The following is a 24,524-nucleotide window of genomic DNA, read 5'->3' as shown; positions in this document are numbered from 1 at the left end:
TCGCGGGAGTGTCGCGGGACTACTGCACCGGCTGGTAGGCCGGGCCGTCGTCGGCCAGCAGTCGTTCCGCCTGGGCGAGGATCTGCTGGGGGTCCTGGTCGAGGTCGATCGTCTTGCGGAACGGCTGACGCACATCGCGTTCGATCCGCAGGTAGACCTCGTTGCGGTTGCCCTCGGGGTCGAAGAAGTAGATCCCGATCGCGTTGCCGTGGGTCACTTCCTGCTGGACCTCGATGCCTTCGGCCCGGAAGCGCCGGTGGAAGTCGATGATCGTCTCCAGGGAGTCGACCCGCCACGACACCTGGTGGGTGAGCTTGGCCCCGGGCGGTGCCGTCCGGCCGCGTTGCAGCACGAACTCGTGGTGCTCGTCCTCGGGGCGGGCGGAGTAGAAGACGATCCCCAGTTCCTCGTCCTCGTCGGTGACGGTCAGACCCATGACGCGCTCGTAGAAGTCGCGCATCGTCGTCAGGTCCTGGACCCAGAAGCCGGTATGTCCCAGACCGGTGATACCCATCTTGTCTCCCTTTTCAGGACAACTGAACTGTTTGTCGAGACGCCAAGTCGCATTCGCGGTCACTCACCTCTAGCGAAGCCGCGATGGCTTAAGTAAACTGTACGGTACAGTGCAGATCAATGGATGGAGCATCATGGCTTTTCTCGACGAGCGTGACTGGCAGGGACGGATCTATTCCGGCGGATGGGTCGACGGCTCCGGTGAGCCCTACGACTCCGTCGAGCCGGCCACCGGCAAGGCCCTGGGCCGCGTCGGAGCCGCCACACCCGCCGACCTGGACCGAGCCGTGGCACAGGCCGCACAGGCCCAGCGCGCGTGGGCGGCCGTGCCGTACATCGAGCGGGCGCAGGTGCTGCGGCGTGCCGGAGCCCTGTTCGAGAAACACCAGGCCGAGATCGCGGACTGGATCGTGCGGGAGTCGGGAGCTTTGCGCCCGTTCGCGGATTTCCAGACCTCGAACGGCGCCGCGGAGGAGTGCTACGAGTCCGCGGCCCTCGCGGCGGCCCCCTTCGGCGAGGTACTTCGCTCTGTGGAGGACCGGCTGTCGTTCTCGCGGCGACGGCCCGTCGGCGTCGTGGGCGTGATCTCCCCGTTCAACGCGCCGATGGTGCTGGCCATGCGGGCGGTGGCGCCGGCGCTGGCGCTGGGCAACGCGGTCGTCCTCAAGCCCGATCCCCGCACAGCGGTCTGCGGGGGTGTCACGATCGCGCGGGTCTTCGAGGAGGCGGGGCTTCCCGAGGGGCTGTTGCACGTACTGCCCGGCGGCGCCGATGTCGGAGCGGCGCTGGTGGACGACCCCCGGGTCCCGGTCATCGCGTTCACCGGGTCGACACGGGCCGGCAAGGCGATCGCCACGGCCGCGGCCCAGCGACTGAAGCGGGTGCACCTGGAGCTGGGCGGCAACTCGGCCCTGATCGTTCTCGAGGACGCCGATCTGGAGAAGGCGGTGTCGGCGGGTGCGTTCGGTTCGTTCCACCACGCCGGTCAGGTCTGCATGGCCTCCAGCCGCCACCTGGTGCACGCCTCCATCGCGGAGGAGTACACCGCGCGGCTCGCCGAGCGCGCCGAAGCGGCGCCCGCGGGAGATCCCTCGACGGACGCGGTCGCCGTCGGTCCCATGATCGACGAGCGGCAGCTGCAGGCCGCGCACTCCGTGGTCACCGACAGCCTGGCCGCCGGAGCACGACTGGCCGCCGGCGGTACGTACGAAGGCCTGATCTACCGGCCCACCGTCCTGGCCGACGTCCCGTTGACCGCCCGTGCCTACACCGAGGAGATCTTCGGTCCCGTCGCGCCCGTGGTCGCCTTCCAGGATCTGGACGAGGCCGTCCGGCTCGCCACCGACACCGAGTACGGTCTCTCCCTCGGCATCCTGACCGGCGACCCGGCGAGGGGTCTGGCACTGGCCGACCGCATCCCCACCGGGCTGGTGCACATCAACGACCAGACGGTCAACGACGAGGCCACCGTGCCGTTCGGAGGCATGGGCGAGTCGGGCAACGGCTCCCGGCACGGTGGTGCCGCGGCCAACCTGGAGGCCTTCACCGAGCAGCAGTGGGTCACCGTCCGGGGCGAGATCCCCGGCTACCCGTTCTGATCCCCTCGACCGGCCGGGATCCCGTCGTCCCAGCGGGGTCCCGGCCTCCCCCTGGTGAACCGGGTTCGCCGACCGGTATCCCGAACGCACCTTCCACCATCGCCCACCCGCATTGGACATATCGATGAGCGCAGCCGCCCGCCGGCCCGGCCTTGTTCCACCCGACCCGATGACGATCGCCCCACGCGCCGCGGCCACACCGCCGACCCCGCGCCGGTCCGAGGACGCGGCCGGCTGGGCTTCCGGCAACAAGTTCCTCGACGGACCCTTCACGCCCTGGACGGAGGAGGACGCGGCCTACGACCTGGACGTCGAGGGCCGGATCCCCGAAGACCTCGCCGGAGCCCTGTTCCGGATCTCCTCCAACCCCCGCTTCCAGCCGCGCGATCCGGAGCGCTATCACTGGTGGGAGGGGGACGGCATGGTGTGCGGCATCTATCTGCGCGACGGCCGGGCCGCCTACCGCACCCGCTGGGTGATGACCGACTCCATGAAGTTCGAGGTGGAGCAGGGCCGGGCCGTCTACAGCGGTTTCGCCAACGGCGGCAGTACGGCGCCGCTCCCGAAGGGCGCTCCGCCCGCGAAGAACGTCGCCAATACCAACGTCGGCATCTTCGACGACCATCTGCTGGTCTACTACGAGGGCGGCCTGCCGTACGCCATGCACCCGGAAACCCTGGAGACGTACGGCAGTTACGACTTCCACGGCGGCATCGACGTACTCTGCACCGCCCACTACAAGACGGACCCGGCCAGCGGCGACATGCTGTTCTTCGCCGCGACCGGACCGGTCATCACCTGGTACCGGGCGGACGTGAAGTCCGGGCAGGTCGTCGACAGCCACAGCTTCGGCATCAAAGTGCCCGTCCTCATGCACGACTTCGCGGTCACCGAGAACCACGCGATCTTCTTCGTCACCCCGGCCCAGTTCCGGCTGGACCACATCATGCGGGGCAAGCCGGGTGTCGTCTGGGACGAGGCGTCGCTCCCCCACGGTGTGCAGATCGTCCTCATGAACCGCAGTACCCACACGGTCACCTGGCACGAGGTCGGCGGTCACTGGGCCAACACGCACTTCTACAACGCCTACGAACGCGACGGGCAGGTCGTCGTCGACGGGCACCGCATCACCCGGCTGGGCACTCCCGCCGACCAGCTCGACACTCCGGTCACCTCCCACTCCTGGTTCCCGCCCTCGCTGCCCCACCGCTGGCGCGTGGATCTGGCCACCGGAAAGGCCTCCGAGGAGATGCTCAGCGGCCTCGCCGGCGAGTTCCCGCGGATCAACGACGCCTACACCGGGCTGGAACACCGCTACGGCTACTTCGTCACCACCCGCTCGCTCGCCGCGGACACGATGAGCGACGGGCTGGCCAAGCACGACTTCCGGCAAGGCACCACCACGGTCGTGGAGGGTCCCGCCGGGCTGACCAACCCCGGTGAACCGGTCTTCGTCGCCCGGGAGAACGCCTCCTCTGAAGACGACGGGTATCTGCTGTCCCTGTGGTGGAACCGCCTCACGGGCCTGTCCGAACTCCTCGTGCACGACGCGGCCGACCTGGTCCGCACCCCGCTCGCCCGGGTCAAGCTCCCCAGCCGCGTCCCGTTCGGCTTCCACGGCAACTGGGCCGACCACGTGACCCTCGACCAGGCGGTCGCGGCACGGGGCGAGAAGTCCGACTGACACGGCGGCACACCTCGCGAAGGCGGTGGGGCTGACGGTGGCATCCGCTGTCGGCCCCACCGCCTTCGCACCCGCGTCACCCTGCTGCCGCAGCGGTGGCGCGAGGCCTGCCGCCGCGTCCCGGATCACCCGGCCGCGGCGGTAGGGTCGCCAGGAGGTCAACAAGCCAAGAGACATGGGCAACTGCCGGGTCGGCGGCCCGGGGAGGAGCGAGATGGTGGTCAAGGGGCGCCCCCGTACGGGGGCCGGGGGCCGGGGCAAGAGAGCGGCCGTGCTCGACGCGGCGGTCGCCCTGTTCCTCGACCGGGGCTTCGACCAGACGTCGATGGACGTCGTCGCGGCCGAGGCCGGCGTCTCAAAGACCACCGTGTACGCCCACTTCGGCGACAAGGTGGAACTGTTCCGCGCCGTGATCGAGCGCGGCAGCTCATCCCTGGACTTCGACCTGGACCAGGCGATGCTCTCATCGGTCGACGACCCGCAGGAGAGGCTGACGCACATCGTCACCAAGCTCCTGGAGGCGACGACCGCCCCGCAGTACCTCGCTCTCGTCCGGGTGCTGACCACGGAGGCCGCCCGCCGCCCCGAGCTGACCGAGGCGATGCGCACGATGGGCGTGCCGCACGTCGTCGACGTCGTGGCAGCCACCCTGGTGGAGGACGGTCAGCGGCACGGCTACGTCTTGCCGGACCCCCACACGTACGCCGCGCTTTTCGTCCGCATGGCGGCGGCCGGACTGCAGATGGACGCCCTGCTGAGCCCGGAGCCCCGCCACGACTCCGCCCGGCTCGCCGCACACGCCCGCTGGACGACGACGCTCTTCCTGCGCGCCCTGCGCTCCCCGGACCCCGTCGCCCTGCCCGAGGCACCACTGCGCAATGCCGGCGACGCCTTTGCCGTGTTCGAGCCGCCCCGCACGGACTGACACGGCCCACCACGCAGGCTACTGACCCACCCGATCAGGCGCCGAACGCTCCTCGCCCCCACGCCGACCGCGCTTCACGTCCGACGTGGGGGCTGCGGCGTTTCGGGACACTCCGGGCGTGCCCCGTCGCCGGCCGGACCCGCGGCCTTCCTGCTGGGGTGGGCGGGCAGTCCGCCGGGACAGCGCCGCGAGCGACGGGCTTCGGCTCCGGAGGAGGATCCGTTCGACGTCGACGCCCTCCTGCTGACGGGTCGGCGGTACGCGCGGGATCAGCGAGGTTCCTGACCGGCGTCGGCGGCGGGCAGGACCAGACGGAAGGTGCAGCCGCGGCCGGGGGCCGTGTCGAGTTCGAGGCGTCCGCCGTGGCCCTCGGCGATGGTCGCGGCGATGGCGAGGCCGAGGCCGCTGCCGCCGTGGAGGCGGGAGCGGGCGGGGTCGGCGCGGTAGAAGCGCTCGAAGACGAGTTCGGCGTCGACGGGTTCGAGGCCCGGCCCATCGTCCGCGACCTCGATCACGCCGATCGGCAGGCCTTCCGGCAGGGGTGGTGAGGCGGTGGTGCGTCCGGGCCGGTCCGTGCCGCCGGTTCCGCAACCCGCCTCGGTCGCGCCGACGCGGACGTGGACGCGGGTGCCGGGCGGGGTGTGGATACGGGCGTTGGAGAGCAGGTTCTCGAGGATCTGGCGCAACCGGTGCGGGTCGCCGACGGTCTCCGCGATGTCGAGCTCCTCGGCTCCGGTGGGATCGGCCGGGGTGTGCAGCGGGCCGAGGTCGACGGGGTGGGACGCACCGTGGGCGACGGTCGCGGTGACGGCGTCCGCCGCCAGGGACAGCAGGTCGACCCGTTCCCTCCGGTACGAGGGTTCCTTGTCCAGGGTGGCGAGCAGCTGGAGGTCGTCGACGAGCAGACTCATGCGTTCCGCGTTCTGCGCGATGAACCGGTTGGCCTCCCGCAGTTCCCGCGCCGGGCGTCGCTCGGGGCGCAGCGCGAGCTGGGCGTAGCCCTGGATGACGGTGAGCGGGGTGCGCAGTTCGTGCCCCGCGTCGGCGACGAACCGACGCAGCCGGGCCTCGGACGCCTCACGGGCCAGCAGCGCCTTCTGGAGGCGGTCGAGCATGGAGTTCAGAACCCGGCCGAGGCGGCCGATCTCGGTACGCGGATCCGTGTCGGGCAACCGCAGGTTGAGCCGGCCCTCGGTGATGTCCTGGGCGGTGCGTTCCATTCTGGTCAGGGGCAACAGGCCCAGCCCGACCACCCACCGGCCCAGGGCGACCAGGGCGACGATCGTGACGGCGAGCAGGACCGCGTTCAGCCACAGGATCTTCGAGGCGGCGCCGTCGACGGTGTCGAGCGGCAGGGTGACCACCGCGTTCATGCCCTCGGGGCCGGGGTTGAGCATCACTCGCCAGCGCCCGTCACCACTGGCGGCGGGCACGGTCTCCGGATGCCCGTCCCGCAGACCGAGGTCCCGCACGTCATCGGTCAACCGGGGCCCTGGCTTCGTTTCGGAGCCCAGCGAGCCGTTCAGGAGGCGCCCGGTGGCGTCGTAGAAGTAGACGTGGAAGTCGGAGGGCAGTATGTCCGGTTGTTCCCCAGGCGCCGGCAGTGTCCCGGCGAGAGCGTCGTAGAACGCCGGCTCCGGCGGGTGGAACTCGACGAGCTGCTCGTCGACACGGTCGAGCAGCCAGGAGCGGATCACCACGTAGCCGAGGGCCTGGGAGGCCAGGACGGCCGCGGTGGCGAGGACGGTGACGCCGAGGACGAGGCGTCGTCTCAGTGATCCGGACGGCCGTGGCAGGAAGCGGGTCACTGCTCCGGTGTCCCTCCGTGGTCGCGGGAGAGCCGGAGGCTGTAGCCGACCCCGCGCACGGTCTGGATGAGCGGTGGATCGAAGCGGTCGATCTTCTTGCGCAGGTAGCGGACGTACGTCTCGATGATCCGGACGTCGCCCGCGAAGTCGTAGCTCCAGACGTGGTCGAGGATCTGGATCTTGCTCACCACCTGTCCGGCGTTCGCCAGGAGGTAGGCCAGGAGTTTGAACTCGGTGGGCGACAGCGCGATGTACTCGCCCGCGCGGTGCACCTCGTGGGCGCCCTCGTCGAGTTCCAGGTCGGCGTAGCTCAGGACGCTCGGCATCACCCGCGCCGTGATGGCCGGAGCCGTTCGGCGCAGGATGGCCTCGATGCGCAGCAGGACCTCCTCGATGTTGAACGGTTTGGAGACGTAGTCGTCTCCGCCCGCGCGCAGGCCGTTGACGCGGTCGTGGGTGCCGGTGCGGGCGGTGAGGAACAGGATCGGACAGTCGTTCCCCGCCGCCCGCAGCCTGCGGGTCACCTCGAAGCCGTCCAGGTCGGGCAGCATCACGTCGAGCAGCACCAGGTGCGGTTCCAGGCGTTCGACCTCCAGGAGGGCCGACTGTCCGGTGTCGGTGCTGCTCACCTCGTATCCGGTCAGGCGGAGCGTCGCCTCCAGCAGCGTACGGATGCTGGGCTCGTCCTCGACCACGAGGAGCCGATGTCCCGGCCTCGCTGCTGGGGGCCTGTCGGTCATGACGTCTGCTGGTCCGTTCTGCCGTCCGGTGGTGCCTGCTCCGGCCCGGGGTTACTTGGCGGCGCAGTCGTAGAGCACGCTGGCTCCCCCGAATCCCATCACACCGCCGCTGTCCGACTCGGAGGACGTGCCGCCGTAGGACGACGCCGGCACCTCCGTGCAGTTGTCGGCGATCCAGTCGGCGCGCTGCTTGGCGTATCCGCCGGACATGCCGCCCGGCCCGCCGCCGTTGGTATCGGAACCCAGGATGTACCGCAGTTCGCCGTTCTTGGTCCACTCCTTCAGCTGGGCCACCGACGGCGCGTTGTCGCTGTTCGTGAAGCCGCCCATGCCGATGACGTTCTCGTCAGTGCCCAGGATGAAGGAGCTGGCGGACAGGGCGCCGCCCTCGACGGCGAGCTTGATGCGTGCGTCGGGTGCCTGCTTGACGGCGTACTGGAGGATCTTGCGCTGGTCAGCGGTGAGCTCCCCAGCGCCACCGGGACCGCCTCGCCCGCCGGGGGCGCCTCCCGAGCCGGCACCGGGCATGCCGCCCGCTCCCCCCGCCGGCATGCCGGACGGCATCCCGGACGGCATCCCGCCGGACGAGGGAGCACCGGATCCGTTCGAGGAGCCGCCGGCGCCGGGGAGGCCCGGCATGTTCGACGGCATCCCGGACGGCATGCCCGACGGAAGGCCTCCGCCGTTCCCACCCTGCTGGGGCATGCCGCCGCCTCCGCCGAAGCCCATCGTCGTCGGACCGGCCGTCGGGTTGGAGCCGCCCATGCTGGTGGAGCCGGGCACGCTCACCGCCCAGGCCCCGGGAGCCACCAGGACCGACGCCACCGCCGCGCCCACGGCGGCCGCCAGCAACCGGGCGTTCCGTCGTGCCAGCACCAGGAGGAGTACGGCCGCGCAGCCGACGAGCAGCACCGGCCACACCAGCCAGCCGTTCCAGTCGGGTGTACGGCGGACCAGTACCACGGCCCAGGCCACGCTCACCACGACCCCGGCCGCGCCGGCCAGTGGCGCCCAGCGGAAGCCCGCACGGTGCACACGGACCAGGCCGGCCGTCAGCCCGCCGCACAAGGCGGCGATGGCCGGGGCGAGCTGGGTGGTGTAGTAGGGGTGGAAGATGCCCTTCTGGGTCGAGTACACGGCCGCGCAGACCACCAGCCAGGTTCCCCACAGCAGCCAGCCGGAGGCAGGCAGCAGGACGGAGGCGGGCAGCTTCCCGCGTCGGTGCAGTACCGCCACGACGACCGCGACGGCCAGAGCCAGCGCGCAAAGGGGCAGCAGCCAGCTGATCTGACCGCCCACCTGCGTGTCGAACATCCGGGTCAGGCCGGAGTCACCGCCGAACCCGCCGGCGAACCCGCCGCCTCCGCCTCCGCCGCCGCCCATTCCCTGGGGTGCTCCGTCACTGGAGCCGAAGACCCGCCCGAGGCCGTTGTAGCCGATCACGAGGTCCCAGGCCGAGCCGTCCGTGCTGCCTCCGATGTAGGGGCGGTCGCCCGGCCACAGCGCGACCATGGCGACCCACCACAGAGAAGACGCCGCCAGGACGGCTCCCGCGCCCAGCAGACGCCGCACTCGCGGAATCCAGGGGCCGCTTGCTCCCACGAGCCAGGCGAGAGCGAACGCGGGGATGACCATCCAGGCGGCGAGCATCTTGGTGAGGAATCCGCACCCGATCAGGAAGCCGCTCGCGCACAGCCACCAGGTCGCGGACCTGCCCTCCGCCTGCAGCGCGCGGGTGAGCGCGTACGCGGCGGACACCAGCAGCAGGACCAGCAGCGTGTCGGGGTTGTTGTCCCGGTTGATGGCCACGGTGATGGGCGTGAGGGTGAGGACCAGGGCGGCCACCAGCGCCGCGCCCTCCCCCGCCCAGCGGCGCACGGTGCGGTGCAGCACCAGCACCGCGGCCACTCCTTCGAGCACCTGCGGCAGGATCAGGGCCCACCCGTGCATCCCGAAGATCTTGGTGCTGATCACCTGCGGCCACAGTGCGGCCGGCGGCTTGTCGACCGTGACCACGCCGAGCGGGTCGAAGGCGCCGAAAAGGAAGTTGGTCCAGCTCTTTCCCATCGACTTCACTGCCGCCGAGTAGTAGCTGTTGCCCCATCCCAGGGAACCCAGCGCCCATCCGTACAGAACCGCCGCGAGCACCATGACGGCTCCGAGTGCCGCGGGTGCCGCCCAGGCGGGCAGCGAGCGGACGGACGTGGACGTCTCCGCCTGTGGAGAAGCCGCCGGTGCGGGCTTGATGTGCGCGTAGTTGCTCATGTCTTGATTCGCTCTCATCAATCAGCGGGTACGGCTGCGGGGGCCGGCGAAGACGGCCAGTCGCAGGGCGGCGAAGCGCACGCCGGTGACGGCGACGGACGCCGCGGCGAGGACCGCGGTCTCGGCGGCCGGTGAGGCACCGGGATCGAGCCACTTGAACCACAGCACCGCCCCGGAGGTGACCAGGTAGCCGAGGACGAACAGTCCTCCGGCACCGAGGTGGGCGCGGGCGGGCGCGGTGGAGGAGTGCCGGAAGGTGAGGCGCCGGTTCGCCTCGGTGTTGAGGACGGTGAGAACGAACAGCGAGACCAGGTTGGCGACGGCGGGAGTCCACCAGCCGCGCAACAGCCAGTACAGCAGGGCCTGCCCCGCCGTGGAGACGACGCCGATCGCGATGAAGCAGCCGACCTCCCACGACAGCACGCCACGCCCCGTGGCGGGTGCGAGGACGGCGTCGGGGTGCTCGGCGGACGGGGCGGGGCGCGGTCGGATGTCGACGCGGGCGCCGCCGGAGGCCTTGAGGCGCGCCATGCGCCACAGGCCCCGCAGGTCGTCGGTGGCGGTGCTCACCACGTCCACCCGGGTGTCGATGTCCTCGACCCAGTCGACCGGCACCTCGTGGACGCGCAGTCCGTTGTGCTCGGCGAGCAGGAGCAGCTCGGTGTCGAAGAACCACGCGTCGTCGCGGGTCACCTTCAGCAGCGGCCGGAGCACCTCCGTACGGGCCGCCTTGAATCCGCACTGGGCGTCCGTGAAACGGACTCCGTGGGTGAGCCGGATGATGCCGTTGTAGCAGCGGGAGACGAACTCGCGGCGTGGCCCGCGCACCGTGCGCGCGCCGGGTGCCAGCCGGGAGCCGATGGCGAGGTCGGAGTGGCCGCTGGCCAGCGGGGCGACCAGCGGGAGCAGCCCGTCGAGGCCGGTGGACAGGTCCACGTCCATGTACGCGACGATGTCCGCGTCGCTGGCGCCCCAGACGGTGCGCAGGGCCAGCCCGCGCCCCTTCCGGTCCAGGTGGACGACGCCCACGCCGGGCAGTTCGTCGGCGAGGCGGCGGGCGGTGGCGAGGGTGTCGTCGGTGCTGGCGTTGTCGGCGACCGTGATCCGCCAGGGGAAGGGGAATCCCTCGGACAGCCGCGCGTGGAGGGTGTGCAGGCACCCCGGGAGGGCGCGTTCCTCGTTGTAGACCGGTACGACGATGTCCACCGTGGCGGTGCCGGCCTCTGGGAGAAGGGCTCGGTCGACGGGCTGGAACGGGGCAGGCCGCTCGGTGCGGGCTGCGATTTCGGCAAGGTGGGGGGTGGGAGTCATGGCTTCCTCAGGCATGAGGGGACGGCAGACTGCGGCTCACAGGCCCTGGTCCAGGGCCGCGGGCCTCACTGTTGCCGTGCCGCCTGTGGGGGTGGGGGGAGAACACCGAGAACTGACGGGGAGTCAGATCTATGGCCGAAAGCGCTCCCACGGTTCACTGTGGGCCCGGCCGCACCAGGGCGTTGCGGAGTTCGCCGACGCCTCTGATCACGCTGATCACCCGCGTTCCCGACGGAGGGGGCACCGCGCGTTCGCGACCGTTGCCCGTTCCGGCCGGCGTTCCGGTCGTGATCAGATCGCCGGGCGGCGGGGTGACCGCGCTGCTGACGGCGTCCCGTCCGCTCCGGGTGACCGAGGCCGGCCCTCGCACGGAGAGTGAGGGTCCGATTGCGCCGCCACCCGAGCCGTACCGAGGCGCACGTGGAAAACTGGGTATGAGGCTTGTCCGGACCGGACGACAGGCGGAGGACCAAGTGGACTGGGGACGGTTCGCACAGCAGATGGCGTCGATGGCGCGGGATCTCCTGGCCCAGGAGTCGGTCAGTGCCACACTCCAGCGGATCACCAAGTCGGCCACCGAGCTGGTGGAGGGCTGCGACGCGGCCGGCATCATGGTGCTCCAGGGCAACCAGGTGGAGACACTCGCCCCGACCGACCAGCTGGTCACCGACAGCGACCAACTGCAGGAGCGGTTGCGCGAAGGGCCCTGCTTCGATGTGGCCCGCACCTCACAGGGAGAGCGGGTCTTCCGCATCGCCGACGTCACCGACGAGCAGTCGCGCTGGCCCGCCTACGCCCCGCAGGCCCACGCGCTCGGCGTGGGCAGTGTGATGGGCTTCCTGCTGTTCACCGACGACGAGGACCTCGGCGCACTGAACCTCTACTCCCGTAGACCCGGTGCCTTCACCGAGGCCAGCGAGCTGGCCGGGTGGCTGCTGGCCTCCCACGCGGCCGTCGCCTTCTCCAGCGCCCGCACCCATGCCCAGATGGAACGGGCTGTCGCCACCCGCCATGTCATCGGCGAGGCGATGGGCATCATCATGGGCCGCCACCACGTCACCGAAGAGCAGGCCTTCGACGTGTTGCGCCGCTACTCACAGCAGAACAACACCAAGCTCCACGAGGTCGCCCGACGGGTCTGCGAACAGGGCGGCCTGCCGTGACCCAAAGGGCGGACGGCTCCCCCGGCACCATGTCCGAACCAGAGGAACCTGAGCCTGGCTCAGCCCCATGGGACGCCGAACCTGGCCTGTCTTCCAAGTCCCCCGTCCCGCCCTTCCCACACACCCGGATTCCCGATCCGACCGTGGGGCGGTGCCCCGGCCCCTGGTACGCGACGGTCGTTTCCGCCGGTCACCGGCACAAGCGCGATCAAGGCGCCGGAGGAACCGGGCTCGCCGGTTTCGCCGTACGCGGAGCCGGGACAGCACAGCACCCCGGTGCGGTCACCCGCCGTGGGCTTCACCCGCCGTGGGCTTCACCGGCCCCAGGCCTGACCGGGACAGCCGCCGGCGGGTGACGCCGGGGCGAGTCCGGAGGCGGCAGCGTCATCGGGCGCGGCCCCCGTGGCGGCGGTGCGGGCGCCCGTCGTCGGGGTGAACGCGACATCCAGGCGGGTGAGGCCGCGGAAGTTGAGGCTGCGCTGCCATCGCGGTGCCTCGGTGCCGTCGAGCCGCAGATCGGGGAGGCGGGTGAGGAGCGCCTCCAGGACGATCGCGCCCTCCAGCCGGGCCAGCGCCGCGCCGAGACAGAAGTGCGGACCGTGTCCGAACGCCATGTGCCGTCCGCCGGAACCGGCCCGCTCGAAGTCCAGTGTATGGGGATCGGGAAAGACCGCCGGGTCCCTGTTGGCGGCGCCGCACACCAGGAGCACCGTCTGCCCCTCGGCGATCCTGCGGCCCGACAGGTCCAGATCGTGCCGCGCCCGGCGCAGCATCAGCTGTACCGGGGCGTCGTAGCGCAGGAGTTCCTCGACCGCGGCGGGCATCAGCTCGGGGCGGCGGCGCAGTTGGTCGGCCGCGTCCGGGTGGCGGAGCAGGGCCAGGGTGGCGTTGCCGATGAAGTGGGTGGTGGTCTCGTGGCCCGCGATCAGCAACAGGGCGCAGTTGGCGAGGAGTTCGTCGAGGTCCTGGTCGGTGTTCCCGGCCTGGGCGGTGACCATCGCGCGCAGGGTGTCGGGGGCCGGCGGGGTGTCCTGGCGGGTGAGGAGGTCACGGAGGTACGCGAGCATGTCCGCCATGCTCTGCGAGGCCTCGCGGTTGCGGTCCGCGTCGAGCCGGGAGTTGCCGATGGCCTCGGCGACCGGCTCGGACCAGGCGGCGACGGCGGCGCGGTCCGCCTCCGGTACGTCGAGGAGGTCGCAGATGATGGTGAGCGGGAGGGGACGGGCAAGGTCCGCGACGATGTCCATCCGGCCGGTCGGCGCCGCCCGGGCGATGATCAGGTCGACGGCTTCGACGATCCGGGCGCGGAGTGCCGCCACCGCGCGCGGAGCGAACGCCTTGCTGATCAGGGCGCGCAGCCGGGGATGGTCGGGAGCGTCGTTGTAGAGCATCTGCCGGCTCAGGACCCGGGCCAGCGGCCTCAGTTCCTCCGGGACGGCCTCGATGTCGGGGTAGCGCACCGAGGACAGTCCCGGGTGCCCCGCCGCGCTGCTGACCACCGCGTGCCCGGTGGCGATCCAGGCGCCCGTGCGACGGTCCCAGAAGAGGTCGTCGGATCTCCGTAGTTCTTCGTAGAAGTCGTGGAGACGCTCTTGGACTGTGGGCCGAAAGGCCGACAGAAGTGAGGAAGGGGTGCTCATCGGCCCATCTTTTCAGTCCTGTTGGCCGGAAGATCACGGGGTTCCGAACCATGGACGTCTACCCGATGTGAACCACATGTGCCCAGTCGGACGCCGTGTCCACTCCGTACTGGCGTGCCCGCACGTTGATCACGAGTGCTCGTACGAGCTCGGGTTCGTCTTCCACGACCAGCACCCGGGTCGTCACCGGATCACTGGCCCCTGATCAGTTCCCTGAGCGCGATGTTGAGTTCGAGGACGTTGACCCGGGGTTCACCGATGAACCCGAGGGTGCGGCCCTCCGTGTGGTCGTCGACCAGTTTCCGCACCCGGGCGACGGGCAGGCCGTCGCGCTCGGCGATCCGGTGGACCTGGAGGTCGGCGTAGGCCGGGGAGATGTCCGGGTCCAGGCCGGAGCCGGAGGACGTGACCGCGTCGGCGGGTACGTCGGACGGGCTGACCTTGTGATCGGCGGTCGAGTTGTCCCTGACGACCTTGGCCTTCGCCTCCTTGACCCACTTGATCAGGTCGGGGTTGTCGGCGGAGCGGTTGGTCGCGCCGGACAGGATCAGCCTGTACTGCGTGTTGACCGAGTTCACACCCAGGCCGTTGGCCGGACGGGGCTGGAAGTAGTCCAGGCTGTACTTCTGTTGACCGATCAGCGAGGAACCCACCACCTTCCCCTCGGACTTGATCTCCGAGCCGTTCGCCGTGCCGGGGAAGACTGCCTGGGCAACACCTGTGACGGCCAGCGGGTAGATCACACCTGTGAGCACGGTCAACACCAGCAGGGCACGCAGCCCCGCTCCCAGCAACCGGGCAGTGTTCGTAACCGAGTTGTTCATGGGATCAGCCGATTCCGGGGATGAGGGAGATGAGCAGGTCGATGATCTTGATGCCGATGAAGGGGGCGATCAGGCCGCCGATGCCGTAGATCCCGAGGTTGCGGCGGAGCATCCGGTCAGCGCTCATCGGCCTGTACCGCACACCCCGCAGCGCGAGCGGCACCAGCGCGATGATGATCAGCGCGTTGAAGATGACCGCGGAGAGGATCGCGGAGTCGGGCGAGGACAGGTTCATGATGTTGAGCCTGTCGAGGCCCGGATAGACGGCCGCGAACAGGGCCGGGATGATCGCGAAGTACTTCGCGACGTCGTTGGCGATGGAGAACGTCGTCAACGCACCCCGGGTGATGAGGAGTTGCTTGCCGATCTCGACGATCTCGATCAGCTTCGTCGGGTCCGAGTCGAGGTCGACCATGTTGCCGGCCTCCTTCGCCGCCGACGTACCCGTGTTCATGGCAACGCCGACGTCGGCCTGGGCGAGCGCGGGCGCGTCGTTCGTGCCGTCGCCGGTCATCGCGACCAGTTTGCCGCCCGCCTGCTCCCGCTTGATGAGGGCCATCTTGTCCTCGGGGGTGGCCTCCGCGAGGAAGTCGTCGACGCCCGCCTCCTCGGCGATGGCCTTGGCGGTCAGCGGGTTGTCGCCCGTGATCATGACGGTCCTGATGCCCATCCGGCGCAGCTCGTCGAACCGCTCCCGCATGCCCTCCTTGACGACGTCCTTGAGGTGGATGACGCCCAACACCCGTGCCCCGTCGGCGTCTTCGACGGCCACGAGCAACGGTGTGCCGCCCGCCCCGGAGATCCGGTCGGTGAGCGCACCGGCGTCCCCGGACACCACACCGCCCTGCTCCACCACCCAGGCGACGACCGAACCGGCGGCACCCTTGCGGATCCTCCTGCCGTCCACGTCCACGCCGGACATCCGGGTCTGGGCGGTGAAGGCGATCCACTCGGCGCCCGCCAACTCACCCTGGTGGCGCTCGCGCAGCCCGTACTTCTCCTTGGCCAGCACGACGACGGACCGGCCCTCGGGCGTCTCGTCCGCCAGCGAGGACAGCTGGGCGGCGTCCGCCACCTCGGCCTCCGTCGTCCCGGCCACCGGCACGAACTCGGCGGCCTGCCGGTTGCCGAGCGTGATGGTGCCCGTCTTGTCCAGCAGCAGCGTGGAGACGTCACCGGCGGCCTCGACAGCCCGGCCGGACATCGCCAGCACGTTCCTCTGCACCAGCCGGTCCATGCCCGCGATGCCGATCGCGGAGAGCAGCGCGCCGATCGTGGTCGGGATGAGGCAGACCAGCAGCGCCACCAGGACGACCATCGTCAGATGGGTGCCCGCGTAGTCCGCGAGCGGCGGCAGGGTGGCCACCGCGAGCAGGAAGACGATGGTCAGCGAGGCCAGCAGGATGTTCAGCGCGATCTCGTTCGGCGTCTTCTGCCGGGCCGCGCCCTCGACCAGGCTGATCATGCGGTCGATGAAGGTCTCGCCGGGCTTCGTCGTGATCTTGACGACGATCCGGTCGGACAGCACCTTCGTACCGCCGGTGACGGCCGACCGGTCGCCGCCCGACTCCCGGATGACCGGCGCCGACTCTCCGGTGATGGCCGACTCGTCGACGGACGCCACACCCTCGACGACGTCACCGTCCCCGGGGATGATGTCGCCCGCCTCGCAGACGACGCGGTCGCCGATGCGCAGCTCGGTCCCGGCCACCCGCTCCTCTCCGGCTCCGGTCAGACGCCGCGCGACCGTGTCCGTCTTGGCCTTGCGCAGGGTGTCCGCCTGGGCCTTGCCGCGCCCCTCGGCGACCGCCTCCGCCAGGTTGGCGAAGATCACGGTCAGCCAGAGCCAGGCGCTGATGGTCCAGCCGAACCAGTCGCCCGGGTCCTTGAAGGAGAAGACCGTGGTCAGCACGGACCCGACCAGCACCACGAACATCACAGGGGACTTGACCATCACCCGCGGGTCGAGCTTGCGGCAGGCGTCCGGCAGCGACCTCAGCAACTGCCCGGGGTCGAAGAGGCCCGCGCCGACACGGCTTTCGGCGGGCCGGTGCCCGGTGGGCAGGTCGCTGTGCGGCGCCCGGGTCGGAGTGGCTGCGGACATCGCGTCCTCTTGCTCGGTCGTGTCGGTTGATTCGGTTGATTCAGTAACTGCGGTTGATTCGGTGGTCATGACGCCAGCCCCTCGGCCAGCGGCCCCAGTGCCAGAGCCGGGAAGTAGGTCAGGCCGGTGATGATGAGGATCGCGCCCACCAGCAGACCGGTGAACAGGGGTTTCTCGGTCCGCAGGGTGCCCGCGGTGACCGGGACCGGCTGCTGTTCGGCCAGCGAACCGGCCAGCGCCAGGACGAACACCATCGGCAGGAACCGGCCCAGGACCATGGCCAGCCCCAGCGTGGTGTTGAACCACTGGGTGTCCGCGTTCAGCCCGGCGAAGGCCGAGCCGTTGTTGTTCGACGCGGAGGTGTAGGCGTACAGGATCTCGGAGAAGCCGTGCGCCCCGCTGTTGGTCATCGAGTGGCCCGGAGTCGGCAGGGCCATCGCCGCAGCGGTGAAGACGAGCACCAGGGCCGGGGTGATCAGGATGTAGCAGGCCGCGAACTTGATCTCACGGGTACCGATCTTCTTGCCGAGGTACTCGGGCGTACGGCCGACCATGAGCCCCGCGATGAACACCGCGACGACCGCCATGATCAGCATGCCGTAGAGGCCGGAACCGGTGCCACCGGGCGCGATCTCGCCCAGCATCATGCCGAGCATGGTGATGCCGCCGCCGAGCCCGGTGAACGAGGAGTGGAAGGAGTCCACCGCCCCCGTGGAGGTCAGCGTGGTCGACACCGCGAAGATGGACGAGGCTCCGACCCCGAACCGGGTCTCCTTGCCCTCCATCGCACCCCCGGCGATCTGCAGCGCCGGCCCGTGGTGGGCGAACTCGCTCCACATCGTCAGGGCGACGAAGCCGACCCAGATGGTGGCCATGGTCGCGAGGATCGCGTAGCCCTGCCTGACCGAGCCGACCATGACCCCGAACGTGCGGGTGAGCGCGAACGGGATCACCAGCATCAGGAAGATCTGCAGCAGGTTGGTGAACGGCGTCGGGTTCTCGAAGGGGTGCGCGGAGTTGGCGTTGAAGTAGCCGCCCCCGTTGGTGCCGATCTCCTTGATGGCCTCCTGCGAGGCGACAGCGCCCCCGTTCCACTGCTGCGACCCGCCCGTGAACTGGCCGACCTCGTGGATGCCGGAGAAGTTCTGGATGACACCGCACGCGACCAGCACGACCGCGACGACGAGCGAGAACGGCAGCAGAACGCGTACGACACCACGCACCAGGTCGGACCAGAAGTTGCCCAGCTCACCGGTGCGCGAGCGGGCGAACCCGCGGACGAGGGCCACCGCGACGGCGATGCCGACGGCCGCGGAGACGAAGTTCTGCACGGCGAGACCGGCGGTCTGGACGAGGTGGCCCATGGTCTGCTCGCCGTAGTAGGACTGCCAGTTGGTGTTCGTCACGAAGGACACGGCGGTGTTGAACGCCTGGTCCGGGTCGATCGAGGAGAACCCGAGCGACCCCGGCAGGACGCCCTGGAGCCGCTGGAGCAGGTAGAGGAACAGGACACCCGCGGCGGAGAAGGCGAGGACACCGCGCAGGTACGCGGGCCAGCGCATCTGCGTGTCCGGGTCGGCACCGATGCCCTGGTAGATCCACTTCTCGACACGCCAGTGCCGGTCGGATGAGTAGACCTTGGCCATGTGGTTGCCGAGCGGGATGTGGGCGAGCGCCAGTGCCCCGATGAGGGCGAGCAACTGGAGCACGCCGGCGAGTACGGGACCCATGACGTGGCTCAGAACCTCTCCGGAAAGATCAGGGCGAGAACGAGATAGCCCAGCAGGGCGACGGCCACGACCAGGCCGACAGTGTTTTCGGCGGTCACAGCTTCGTCACCCCCTTGGCGACGAGAGCCACCAGCGCGAACACCGCGATCGTGGTGACGACGAAGGCCAGATCGGCCATCGCGAGCTCCTAGCGAGACGTGAGGTGTGGATCGGTTCGGACAGTCAGAGCAAAGCTCCTCCGTGGCCGGATCCGGACCCCGTTGACGGCTCCCATACGGCCGCCCGCCCGCTCTTGACGGAACCCATACGCACCCGCGAGACCACCACGGGACGTCCGCCACACCCCTGATGACCCCACCCGACATGTCCGATAATCGGGTTTTTCCTCCTAACGGGTCGATTCGATCTTCTTCACCGATCCCATACATAGCTCGATGGGGGTGTTCGCTCCACGAGACGAGGACACAGTGTTGAGAGCAGAACCAGGCACCGGCGCCTCGCGCCGGCGCGTGCACGACGCTCCGCCCGGACGGCGGAGACGGCTGGCCGGTCTGACCGGTCTGAGTCTCGCGCTGATCGCGACCGGTTCACCGGCCGTCGCGGTCACCGGGCTCGGCCCGCTCACCGCGTCCACGCGCGCCGCCGCTCCCGGCGACGGCACCGTGACCGTGCGGGTCGTCACCGAGGTGGACGCCGACGGCGCGTACGACAGCGTGCTGGAGCCGGGCCTCGCCGGCGTCAGGGTCACCCTGACGGACGACGCCGGCCAGGTCCGGAACGCGACGACCGGGGCCGACGGCACCGCCACCTTCGCGGCCACTTCCGAGCTCACCGGCGGCAAGTACCGCATCCAGGTCACCAACCCGGACCCCGACAACCTCTCCCCCGCCGTCGCGGGCCTGGGCACGGGCGCCGACGTCATCCGCAGCAGCGTCGGCTTCGTCGACGTCTCCGGCGGTACGAACGTCACGTACACCACCGGTTTCTGGGATCCCGGCCTCTACTGCCAGGAGAACCCGACCCTGGTCACCTGCAACCTCGCCAAGGGTGACGCCCCCGACACCTACAAGGGCCTGGTGTCCTTCGGCGGGGACTTCACGAACACCACCCCCGGCGGGACCGTCACCCAGCTGACCGACAACACGAAGCAGCAGGCCGTGTTCGGCATCGGCGCGGACCGCACCGGCAACAAGTACATGGGCACGCTGGTCAAGCGGCACACGGCCTACGGCCCGGCGGGTGCCACCAACACGATCTACCGCCAGTTCGGCACCGACAACGCCGTCGACACCTTCGTCACGCTGCCCGGCACGCTCACCGCCCACGAGACCACCGACAACTGGCTGCACGACAACGCCGTCTACAGCAAGGTCGGCCGCGAGGGCATCGGCGATGTCGACGTCTCCGGCGACGGAAGGACGCTGTACGCGGTCAACCTCAACGACTCCAAGCTGTACAGCGTGGCCATCACGGGCTCCGGCGACTCCGTCACGCCCGGCACACAGACGTCGTACGACATCCCGAGGCCGCGGGCCTGTGTCGGCCAGTGGCACCCGTACGGCATCGGCGTGCGCGGCAAGCGCGTACTGGTCGGCGGGGTGTGCGGCGCGGAGACGACCGTCACCTCGGACCTCCAGTGGGGCGACCCGTCGCAACTGAGCTCGCACGTCTACGAGTTCACGAACGGCACGTTCAGCGAGATCTTCACGCACGCGCTGAACTACCCGCGCGGCTGTGCCTACCGGTTCACCGGTCTGCCGGCCGACGCCTACCGCTGCGAGAAGCCGTCCACGGTCGGCCAGCGCATGAGCGCCATGTGGGAGGCCTGGAACGAGCGCGTCCCGGACCGGGAGGAGCACGCCTTCATCTCCGCGCCGCAGCCGATGCTGTCCAACATCGAGATCGCCGACAACGGTGACCTGGTGCTCGGCTACCGCGACCGGTTCGGCGACATGACGGGTGCCAGCACCTACCCCTACAACGGCGGCACGGATGTGCTGGTCAGCGGCATCGCCGCCGGTGACGTACTGCGCGCCTGCAAGTCCGGGACGACGTACACGCTGGAGACCAACGGCTCCTGCGGTTCGCTGACCGGCAATCTGCCGGGCAACCTCGAGGGGCCGGGCAACGGCGAGTTCTACGACGACTTCACGACCCTCTTCGACGCGGTCCACGACCAGATCGGTGAGGGCGGCCTGGCGCTCCAGCCGTACCGCAACAAGCTGTGGAGCACGGTCTACGACCCGTACAACCCCTACGAGCAGGGGGTCCGCCGCTGGACCGCGGACAGCGGAGCGATCGAGGGCAACCTCCTCGTGCAGTCCACCTGGGACGGCGACACCGCTCTCCGCCAGAACCTGTTCGGCAAGGCCAACGGTCTCGCCGACCTGGAACTCGTCTGTGACCAGGCGCCCGTCCAGATCGGCAACCGGGTCTGGTACGACTCGAACGGCAACGGCGTCCAGGACCCGTCCGAGCCGCCCGTGGCGGGCGTCCGCGTCACGCTGACCCCGCCGACCGGGCCGCCGCTGACCACCACGACCGACGCCAACGGCGAGTACTACCTGGGCACCGAGGAGGGCCTGCGACCCAACACGGCGTACGCGGCCACCTTCGACCACAGCGGCATCGACCCGTCGACGCTGCCCGGCTCCCCGACGATGGCGGAGCTGAAGTGGACCCAGCAGGGTGCCGGTTCCGACCGTGCGCTCGACTCGAACGTCGACTCGGCGGGCCGGACCACGGTGACCGTCGGCGACCCCGGCAACGTCAACCACACGATCGACGCGGGTCTGGTCGGTCCGGTCAACAAGCTGGGCGACTACGTCTGGTACGACACCAACGGCAACGACATCCAGGACCGGGGCGAGCCGCCGGCTCCGGACGTCACCGTCAACCTGTACAACGGCAACGGCGACCTGCTGAGGACCGTCAGGACCGACGCCGCCGGCAAGTACCTCTTCGACGAGCTGGCCGACGGCAGGTACAAGGTCTGCTTCGTGAAGCCGGGCGGCTATGCCTGGACCAGGCAGAACGCGGGCGGGGTCGGTGACGACTCGGTCGTCGACCCGACCACCGGGTGCTCCCCCGTGGTCACCCTCGGCCCGGGCAACCGCCAGGACCTCACCCTCGACGCGGGTCTCGTCGAGCTCAACAGGCTGGGTGACTACGTCTGGTACGACACCAACGGCAACGGCATCCAGGACCCGGGTGAGCCCGGTGCGAAGGACGTTCCGGTCGAGCTCATCGACCCCGCCACGGGTGACGTGATCAGGACCACCAGGACGGACGCGGCCGGGAAGTACCTGTTCGCGGACCTACCCGACGGGCGCTACAAGGTCTGCTTCCGCAGCCCGCGCGGCTACCTCTGGACCCGGCAGAACGCGGGCGGCACGGGTGACGACTCGGTCGTCGACCCGACCGGCGGCTGCTCCCCCGTGGTCACCCTCGGCCCGGGCAACCGCGAGGATCTCACCCTCGACGCGGGCCTGGTCAAGGAGTTGGCGCTGACGGTCGTCAAGACCGACAAGAAGACCGGCAAGCCGTTGCGCGGCGCGGTCTTCCAGCTGTGGGCCGACAGCAACGGCAAGTCCGGCCTCCAGCGAAACGGCGCCAAACGGGACCGGATGGTCGGCGACTGCGTCACCGGCCGGACGGGCAAGTGCTCCTTCGACGAGAACCGGATCGGCACGTACTACCTCGTGGAGAAGGACGTCCCCGAGGGCTACGTCCTGCCGGACAACCCGGTCTTCGGCCCCTACCGGCTGACCCTGGCCAACGGCACGGGCAACGAAGGGCTGATCGTGAAGATCGCCAACAAGCGGGGTGAGCCCTGCAAGGGAAAGAAGTGCTGACGCCCTGCCCAGTGGGGTGACGGCCGCGCACCCGGGAGGGTGACGCGGGGCGGGCCGCGTACCGGTGTCGACCGGTACGCGGCCCGCCCGCATGTAGAGACGTCCCATGCGACGCATCAGGAGTGGCACGACCGAGAAGACGCCGAGGGCGCGAAGAGTACGGCGGACCTGGTGGGCGGTGGGCGTCCTCACCGCGGCGGTCTGCGCCGGCCTCCTCCTCACCGGCGGCGGCGATCCCGGCCCCCGGCCCCTCTCCGCCGACGAGGCCCAGCGCCTGGCCCTGGCCCGCTTCCGCACCTACCGGATCAGCCCCTCGGAGATCACCGTCCGCGCGGCGTCGGGCGACGGCACGGCCGTGGTGCGCGCCGTCGTCGACCATCGCAGGCACCGGGGCGTCGGCTGGTACGAGGTGACGGGCGCCGGACGTCCGGACGGCGGGCTGCTCGCCTGGGACCGGAGCGGCGTGGCGGTGGCCGGCGGGTCGTCCCCCACGGCTCCCGCCGTGGACGCGCTGCGCGCGGCGGGGCGGCTGAAGCCGACCGCCTGGACGCGCCGCGCGTTCGGTGCCGCGCCGCTCGACACCGCCCTGCGGCTGGCCCTGTCGCTGGGCGCCGACCGGCCCGACAACGCGCAACTGCTCGCGCAGTCGGGGCCGTTGCGGTTGCGCGACGAGCGCGTGGACGGTCGGCGCTATGACGTCTTCTCGGGGCCGCGGCCCCGGCCGAACGCGTCCGCGTCCCCGGCCGGGCCTCGGGGCGACCGGTCTCCGCTGTCGTACTGGATCGACGAGGAGGGGGGTATGCGACGCGTTCGGGTGGATCTCGGCGGGGGCCGGGGGATCACGATGGATCTGGGTGGGGTTCGGGTGCGGGAGGGTGCTTTCCCGGGCGCGCCATGGGGGGAGGGGTGAGCGACGTACGGCGGCTGTGGGTTCGCTGTGGCTTGTCGCGCAGTTCCCCGCGTCCCTAAAGGGCGCCCTTCGTGCCCGGCAGTCTGAACTCACCCGGGGCCACCTTGCCGGGTAGGCCAACCGCCGGGTGCGGCCGAGTCGTAGTGGCGGCGGGCATCTGCTGCTGGCTCGGCGGGGGCGGTACGTCCTGGAAAGAGAGGCCCGGGGGTGCCTGGACGGGGGCCGGGTGGCCCAGGGGATCGCGGACCAGCCCAGTGTCCGGCTCGGCCCGCACAGCACCCCGCGTGCCCTTCGCGCAGCGTGTCTCGCGAGGGAGGCGCGCCGGGCTCGTGAGGGACTCCCCGTTGCCGGTGAAGCAGTTGCCGGCCGGAGTGCCGGTGGCCAGGACCAGGTCGGTGCCGTTGGCGGTGACCCGGTTGGCGCGCACGGTGTTGGCACGCGCCGGATAGCCCTGTACGTCGCTCAGCAGCACCCCGGCCGCCTTGTTGCCGCTGATCAGGTTGCGCTCGATGACGTTGGCGCGCCCGCCGCCCGCCCCGACGCCGATGCCGAAGCCGCCGTCGGCCTGCTCGGGACTGGCGTCGTCGTTGTTGTCCGTGAGCGTGTTGCCCGCGACGATCGCGCCGCGCTGGGGGCCGAGCGCCTCCAGGTCGTTGGAGTTGAGGGTCAGGCCGACCCGGTTGCGGCTCGCCCTGTTGCCCAGCAGATAGAGCCGTTCGGAAGCGTTGGTGACCTCCAGGCCCACCGCGTTGTGCTCGACGGTGTTGTGCCGGACGACCGTGTCGCAGGGGCGGCACTGGCCGACGTAGATCCCCGAGTCGGCGTGTCCGGAGGCGTAGGAGCGCTCGATGATCCCGCTGCGGGCGTCGAAGGCGTAGATGCCGTACAGCGCGTTGTTGTACGCGGTGACGTAGGAGGCCCGGAAGCCCTTCAGCGGGGGGAACTTGACGGTGTCCAGCGGGTCGTACGCCGAGCCGCCGGCGCGGCCCGCCCGCAGGGCCGACTCGTCGGTCACGCCGGTGAACAGGACGCCGTTGGCGAGGTGGTTGCGGACGGTCAGGTTCTCCACGACGGAGCCCGCGCCGGTCACGGTGATGCCGTTGGCGCGTTCGAACTCCCCGTCGACGACGACCCGGGAGCGGTCGAGGCCGCGCAGCACGACCCGCGCCTTCGAGACGGTGACGCTCTCCCGGTAGACGCCGGGTGACACCAGGACGAGACCGCCCTCGCCGACCCGGTCGACCGCGTCCTGAAGGGAGTCGGTGTCCTGCGGCACCCGGACGACCGAGGCCGGCGCGGCCCCGCCGGAACCCCGGGGCGAGGCACCCGCACAGGCGGTGGCGCCGGTGAGGAGGCAGACGGCGACGATCAGGCCCTGGGCGATGGTTCGCCGGGACACGGTTCGTCCGGTTCGCGAAAAGAGAATGTTTGGCACGATCGCAGATGTATCGTCCC

At 70.4% G+C, this 24,524-nt stretch carries 18 protein-coding genes and 1 pseudogene; 6 read left to right on the top strand and 13 right to left on the bottom strand.

Going from position 1 to position 24,524, the window contains the following annotated elements:
• Nucleotides 1-19: 19 nt before the first annotated feature.
• The gene (locus IEY89_RS12315) at nt 20-514 is read right to left on the bottom strand and encodes a VOC family protein (RefSeq protein ID WP_189147389.1); all 495 of its coding nucleotides are present in this window, start codon (nt 512-514) and stop codon (nt 20-22) included.
• A 133-nt stretch (nt 515-647) separates the two neighbouring features.
• Between IEY89_RS12315 and IEY89_RS12310 the strand changes: the two genes are divergently transcribed.
• The 3 genes from IEY89_RS12310 to IEY89_RS12300 all read left to right on the top strand — a co-directional run bounded on the left by IEY89_RS12310 (nt 648) and on the right by IEY89_RS12300 (nt 4,720).
• Nucleotides 648-2,111: an aldehyde dehydrogenase family protein gene (locus IEY89_RS12310; protein WP_189147388.1), complete on the top strand. Its 1,464-nt coding sequence runs from the start codon at nt 648-650 to the stop codon at nt 2,109-2,111.
• A 124-nt stretch (nt 2,112-2,235) separates the two neighbouring features.
• Nucleotides 2,236-3,795 carry a carotenoid oxygenase family protein gene (locus tag IEY89_RS12305; protein ID WP_229695176.1) on the top strand — a complete coding sequence of 520 codons (1,560 nt, stop codon included), beginning with the start codon at nt 2,236-2,238 and terminating at the stop codon, nt 3,793-3,795.
• 214 nt (nt 3,796-4,009) lie between these two features.
• Complete coding sequence (locus tag IEY89_RS12300) at nt 4,010-4,720, top strand: TetR/AcrR family transcriptional regulator (RefSeq protein ID WP_189147387.1); 711 nt, start codon at nt 4,010-4,012, stop codon at nt 4,718-4,720.
• Between the two features lie 269 nt (nt 4,721-4,989).
• Here IEY89_RS12300 and IEY89_RS12295 read toward each other — a convergent pair whose 3' ends face one another.
• From IEY89_RS12295 to IEY89_RS12275, 5 genes are all read right to left on the bottom strand, one after another.
• Nucleotides 4,990-6,528, bottom strand: a complete 1,539-nt coding sequence (locus IEY89_RS12295) for a sensor histidine kinase (RefSeq protein ID WP_189147386.1) — start codon at nt 6,526-6,528, stop codon at nt 4,990-4,992.
• The gene (locus tag IEY89_RS12290) at nt 6,525-7,268 is read right to left on the bottom strand and encodes a response regulator transcription factor (protein WP_189147385.1); all 744 of its coding nucleotides are present in this window, start codon (nt 7,266-7,268) and stop codon (nt 6,525-6,527) included. The genes IEY89_RS12295 and IEY89_RS12290 overlap by 4 nt, the downstream gene beginning before the upstream one ends.
• Before the next feature lie 51 nt (nt 7,269-7,319).
• Entirely contained in the window at nt 7,320-9,551 is a 2,232-nt protein-coding gene (locus IEY89_RS12285; protein ID WP_229695175.1) for an ArnT family glycosyltransferase, read from the bottom strand.
• A 3-nt stretch (nt 9,552-9,554) separates the two neighbouring features.
• Nucleotides 9,555-10,844 (bottom strand): bifunctional glycosyltransferase family 2/GtrA family protein, encoded by a 1,290-nt coding sequence (locus IEY89_RS12280; protein ID WP_189147384.1) that lies wholly within the window; start codon nt 10,842-10,844, stop codon nt 9,555-9,557.
• 154 nt (nt 10,845-10,998) lie between these two features.
• Entirely contained in the window at nt 10,999-11,214 is a 216-nt protein-coding gene (locus IEY89_RS12275; RefSeq protein ID WP_189147383.1) for a fumarylacetoacetate hydrolase family protein, read from the bottom strand.
• A 64-nt stretch (nt 11,215-11,278) separates the two neighbouring features.
• Between IEY89_RS12275 and IEY89_RS12270 the strand changes: the two genes are divergently transcribed.
• Entirely contained in the window at nt 11,279-12,007 is a 729-nt protein-coding gene (locus tag IEY89_RS12270) for a GAF and ANTAR domain-containing protein (RefSeq protein ID WP_229695174.1), read from the top strand.
• A 314-nt stretch (nt 12,008-12,321) separates the two neighbouring features.
• On the opposite strand, the gene IEY89_RS12265 is transcribed toward IEY89_RS12270, so the two are convergent.
• From IEY89_RS12265 to kdpF, 6 genes and pseudogenes are all read right to left on the bottom strand, one after another.
• On the bottom strand, nt 12,322-13,647 hold the full coding sequence (locus IEY89_RS12265) for a cytochrome P450 (RefSeq protein ID WP_189147382.1): 1,326 nt from the start codon (nt 13,645-13,647) through the stop codon (nt 12,322-12,324).
• A 64-nt stretch (nt 13,648-13,711) separates the two neighbouring features.
• Nucleotides 13,712-13,834, bottom strand: a pseudogene (locus tag IEY89_RS12260) (DNA-binding response regulator); the annotation flags it as partial.
• A gap of 4 nt (nt 13,835-13,838) precedes the next feature.
• Nucleotides 13,839-14,471, bottom strand: a complete 633-nt coding sequence (locus tag IEY89_RS12255) for a potassium-transporting ATPase subunit C (protein ID WP_189147381.1) — start codon at nt 14,469-14,471, stop codon at nt 13,839-13,841.
• A 4-nt stretch (nt 14,472-14,475) separates the two neighbouring features.
• Nucleotides 14,476-16,575, bottom strand: coding sequence for a potassium-transporting ATPase subunit KdpB (gene kdpB / locus IEY89_RS12250; protein ID WP_189147380.1), 2,100 nt, complete (start codon nt 16,573-16,575; stop codon nt 14,476-14,478).
• A gap of 65 nt (nt 16,576-16,640) precedes the next feature.
• Complete coding sequence (kdpA, locus tag IEY89_RS12245; RefSeq protein ID WP_189147379.1) at nt 16,641-18,305, bottom strand: potassium-transporting ATPase subunit KdpA; 1,665 nt, start codon at nt 18,303-18,305, stop codon at nt 16,641-16,643.
• Between the two features lie 8 nt (nt 18,306-18,313).
• Nucleotides 18,314-18,403: a K(+)-transporting ATPase subunit F gene (gene kdpF, locus IEY89_RS12240; RefSeq protein ID WP_037775329.1), complete on the bottom strand. Its 90-nt coding sequence runs from the start codon at nt 18,401-18,403 to the stop codon at nt 18,314-18,316.
• Nucleotides 18,404-18,772: 369 nt separating this feature from the next.
• Between kdpF and IEY89_RS12235 the strand changes: the two genes are divergently transcribed.
• Entirely contained in the window at nt 18,773-22,159 is a 3,387-nt protein-coding gene (locus IEY89_RS12235) for an SdrD B-like domain-containing protein (protein WP_189147378.1), read from the top strand.
• A 106-nt stretch (nt 22,160-22,265) separates the two neighbouring features.
• Complete coding sequence (locus IEY89_RS12230; RefSeq protein WP_189147377.1) at nt 22,266-23,069, top strand: hypothetical protein; 804 nt, start codon at nt 22,266-22,268, stop codon at nt 23,067-23,069.
• Between the two features lie 55 nt (nt 23,070-23,124).
• Here the strand turns inward: IEY89_RS12230 and IEY89_RS12225 are convergent, their stop codons facing one another.
• The gene (locus IEY89_RS12225; protein ID WP_229695173.1) at nt 23,125-24,468 is read right to left on the bottom strand and encodes a right-handed parallel beta-helix repeat-containing protein; all 1,344 of its coding nucleotides are present in this window, start codon (nt 24,466-24,468) and stop codon (nt 23,125-23,127) included.
• Between the last annotated feature and the right edge of the window lie 56 nt (nt 24,469-24,524).

The sequence above is a fragment of the Streptomyces lacrimifluminis genome, assembly GCF_014646095.1.
Classification (GTDB): domain Bacteria; phylum Actinomycetota; class Actinomycetes; order Streptomycetales; family Streptomycetaceae; genus Streptomyces; species Streptomyces lacrimifluminis.
Note: the sequence above shows the minus strand (reverse complement) of the source record. Positions and strands in the feature narration are given on the sequence as shown.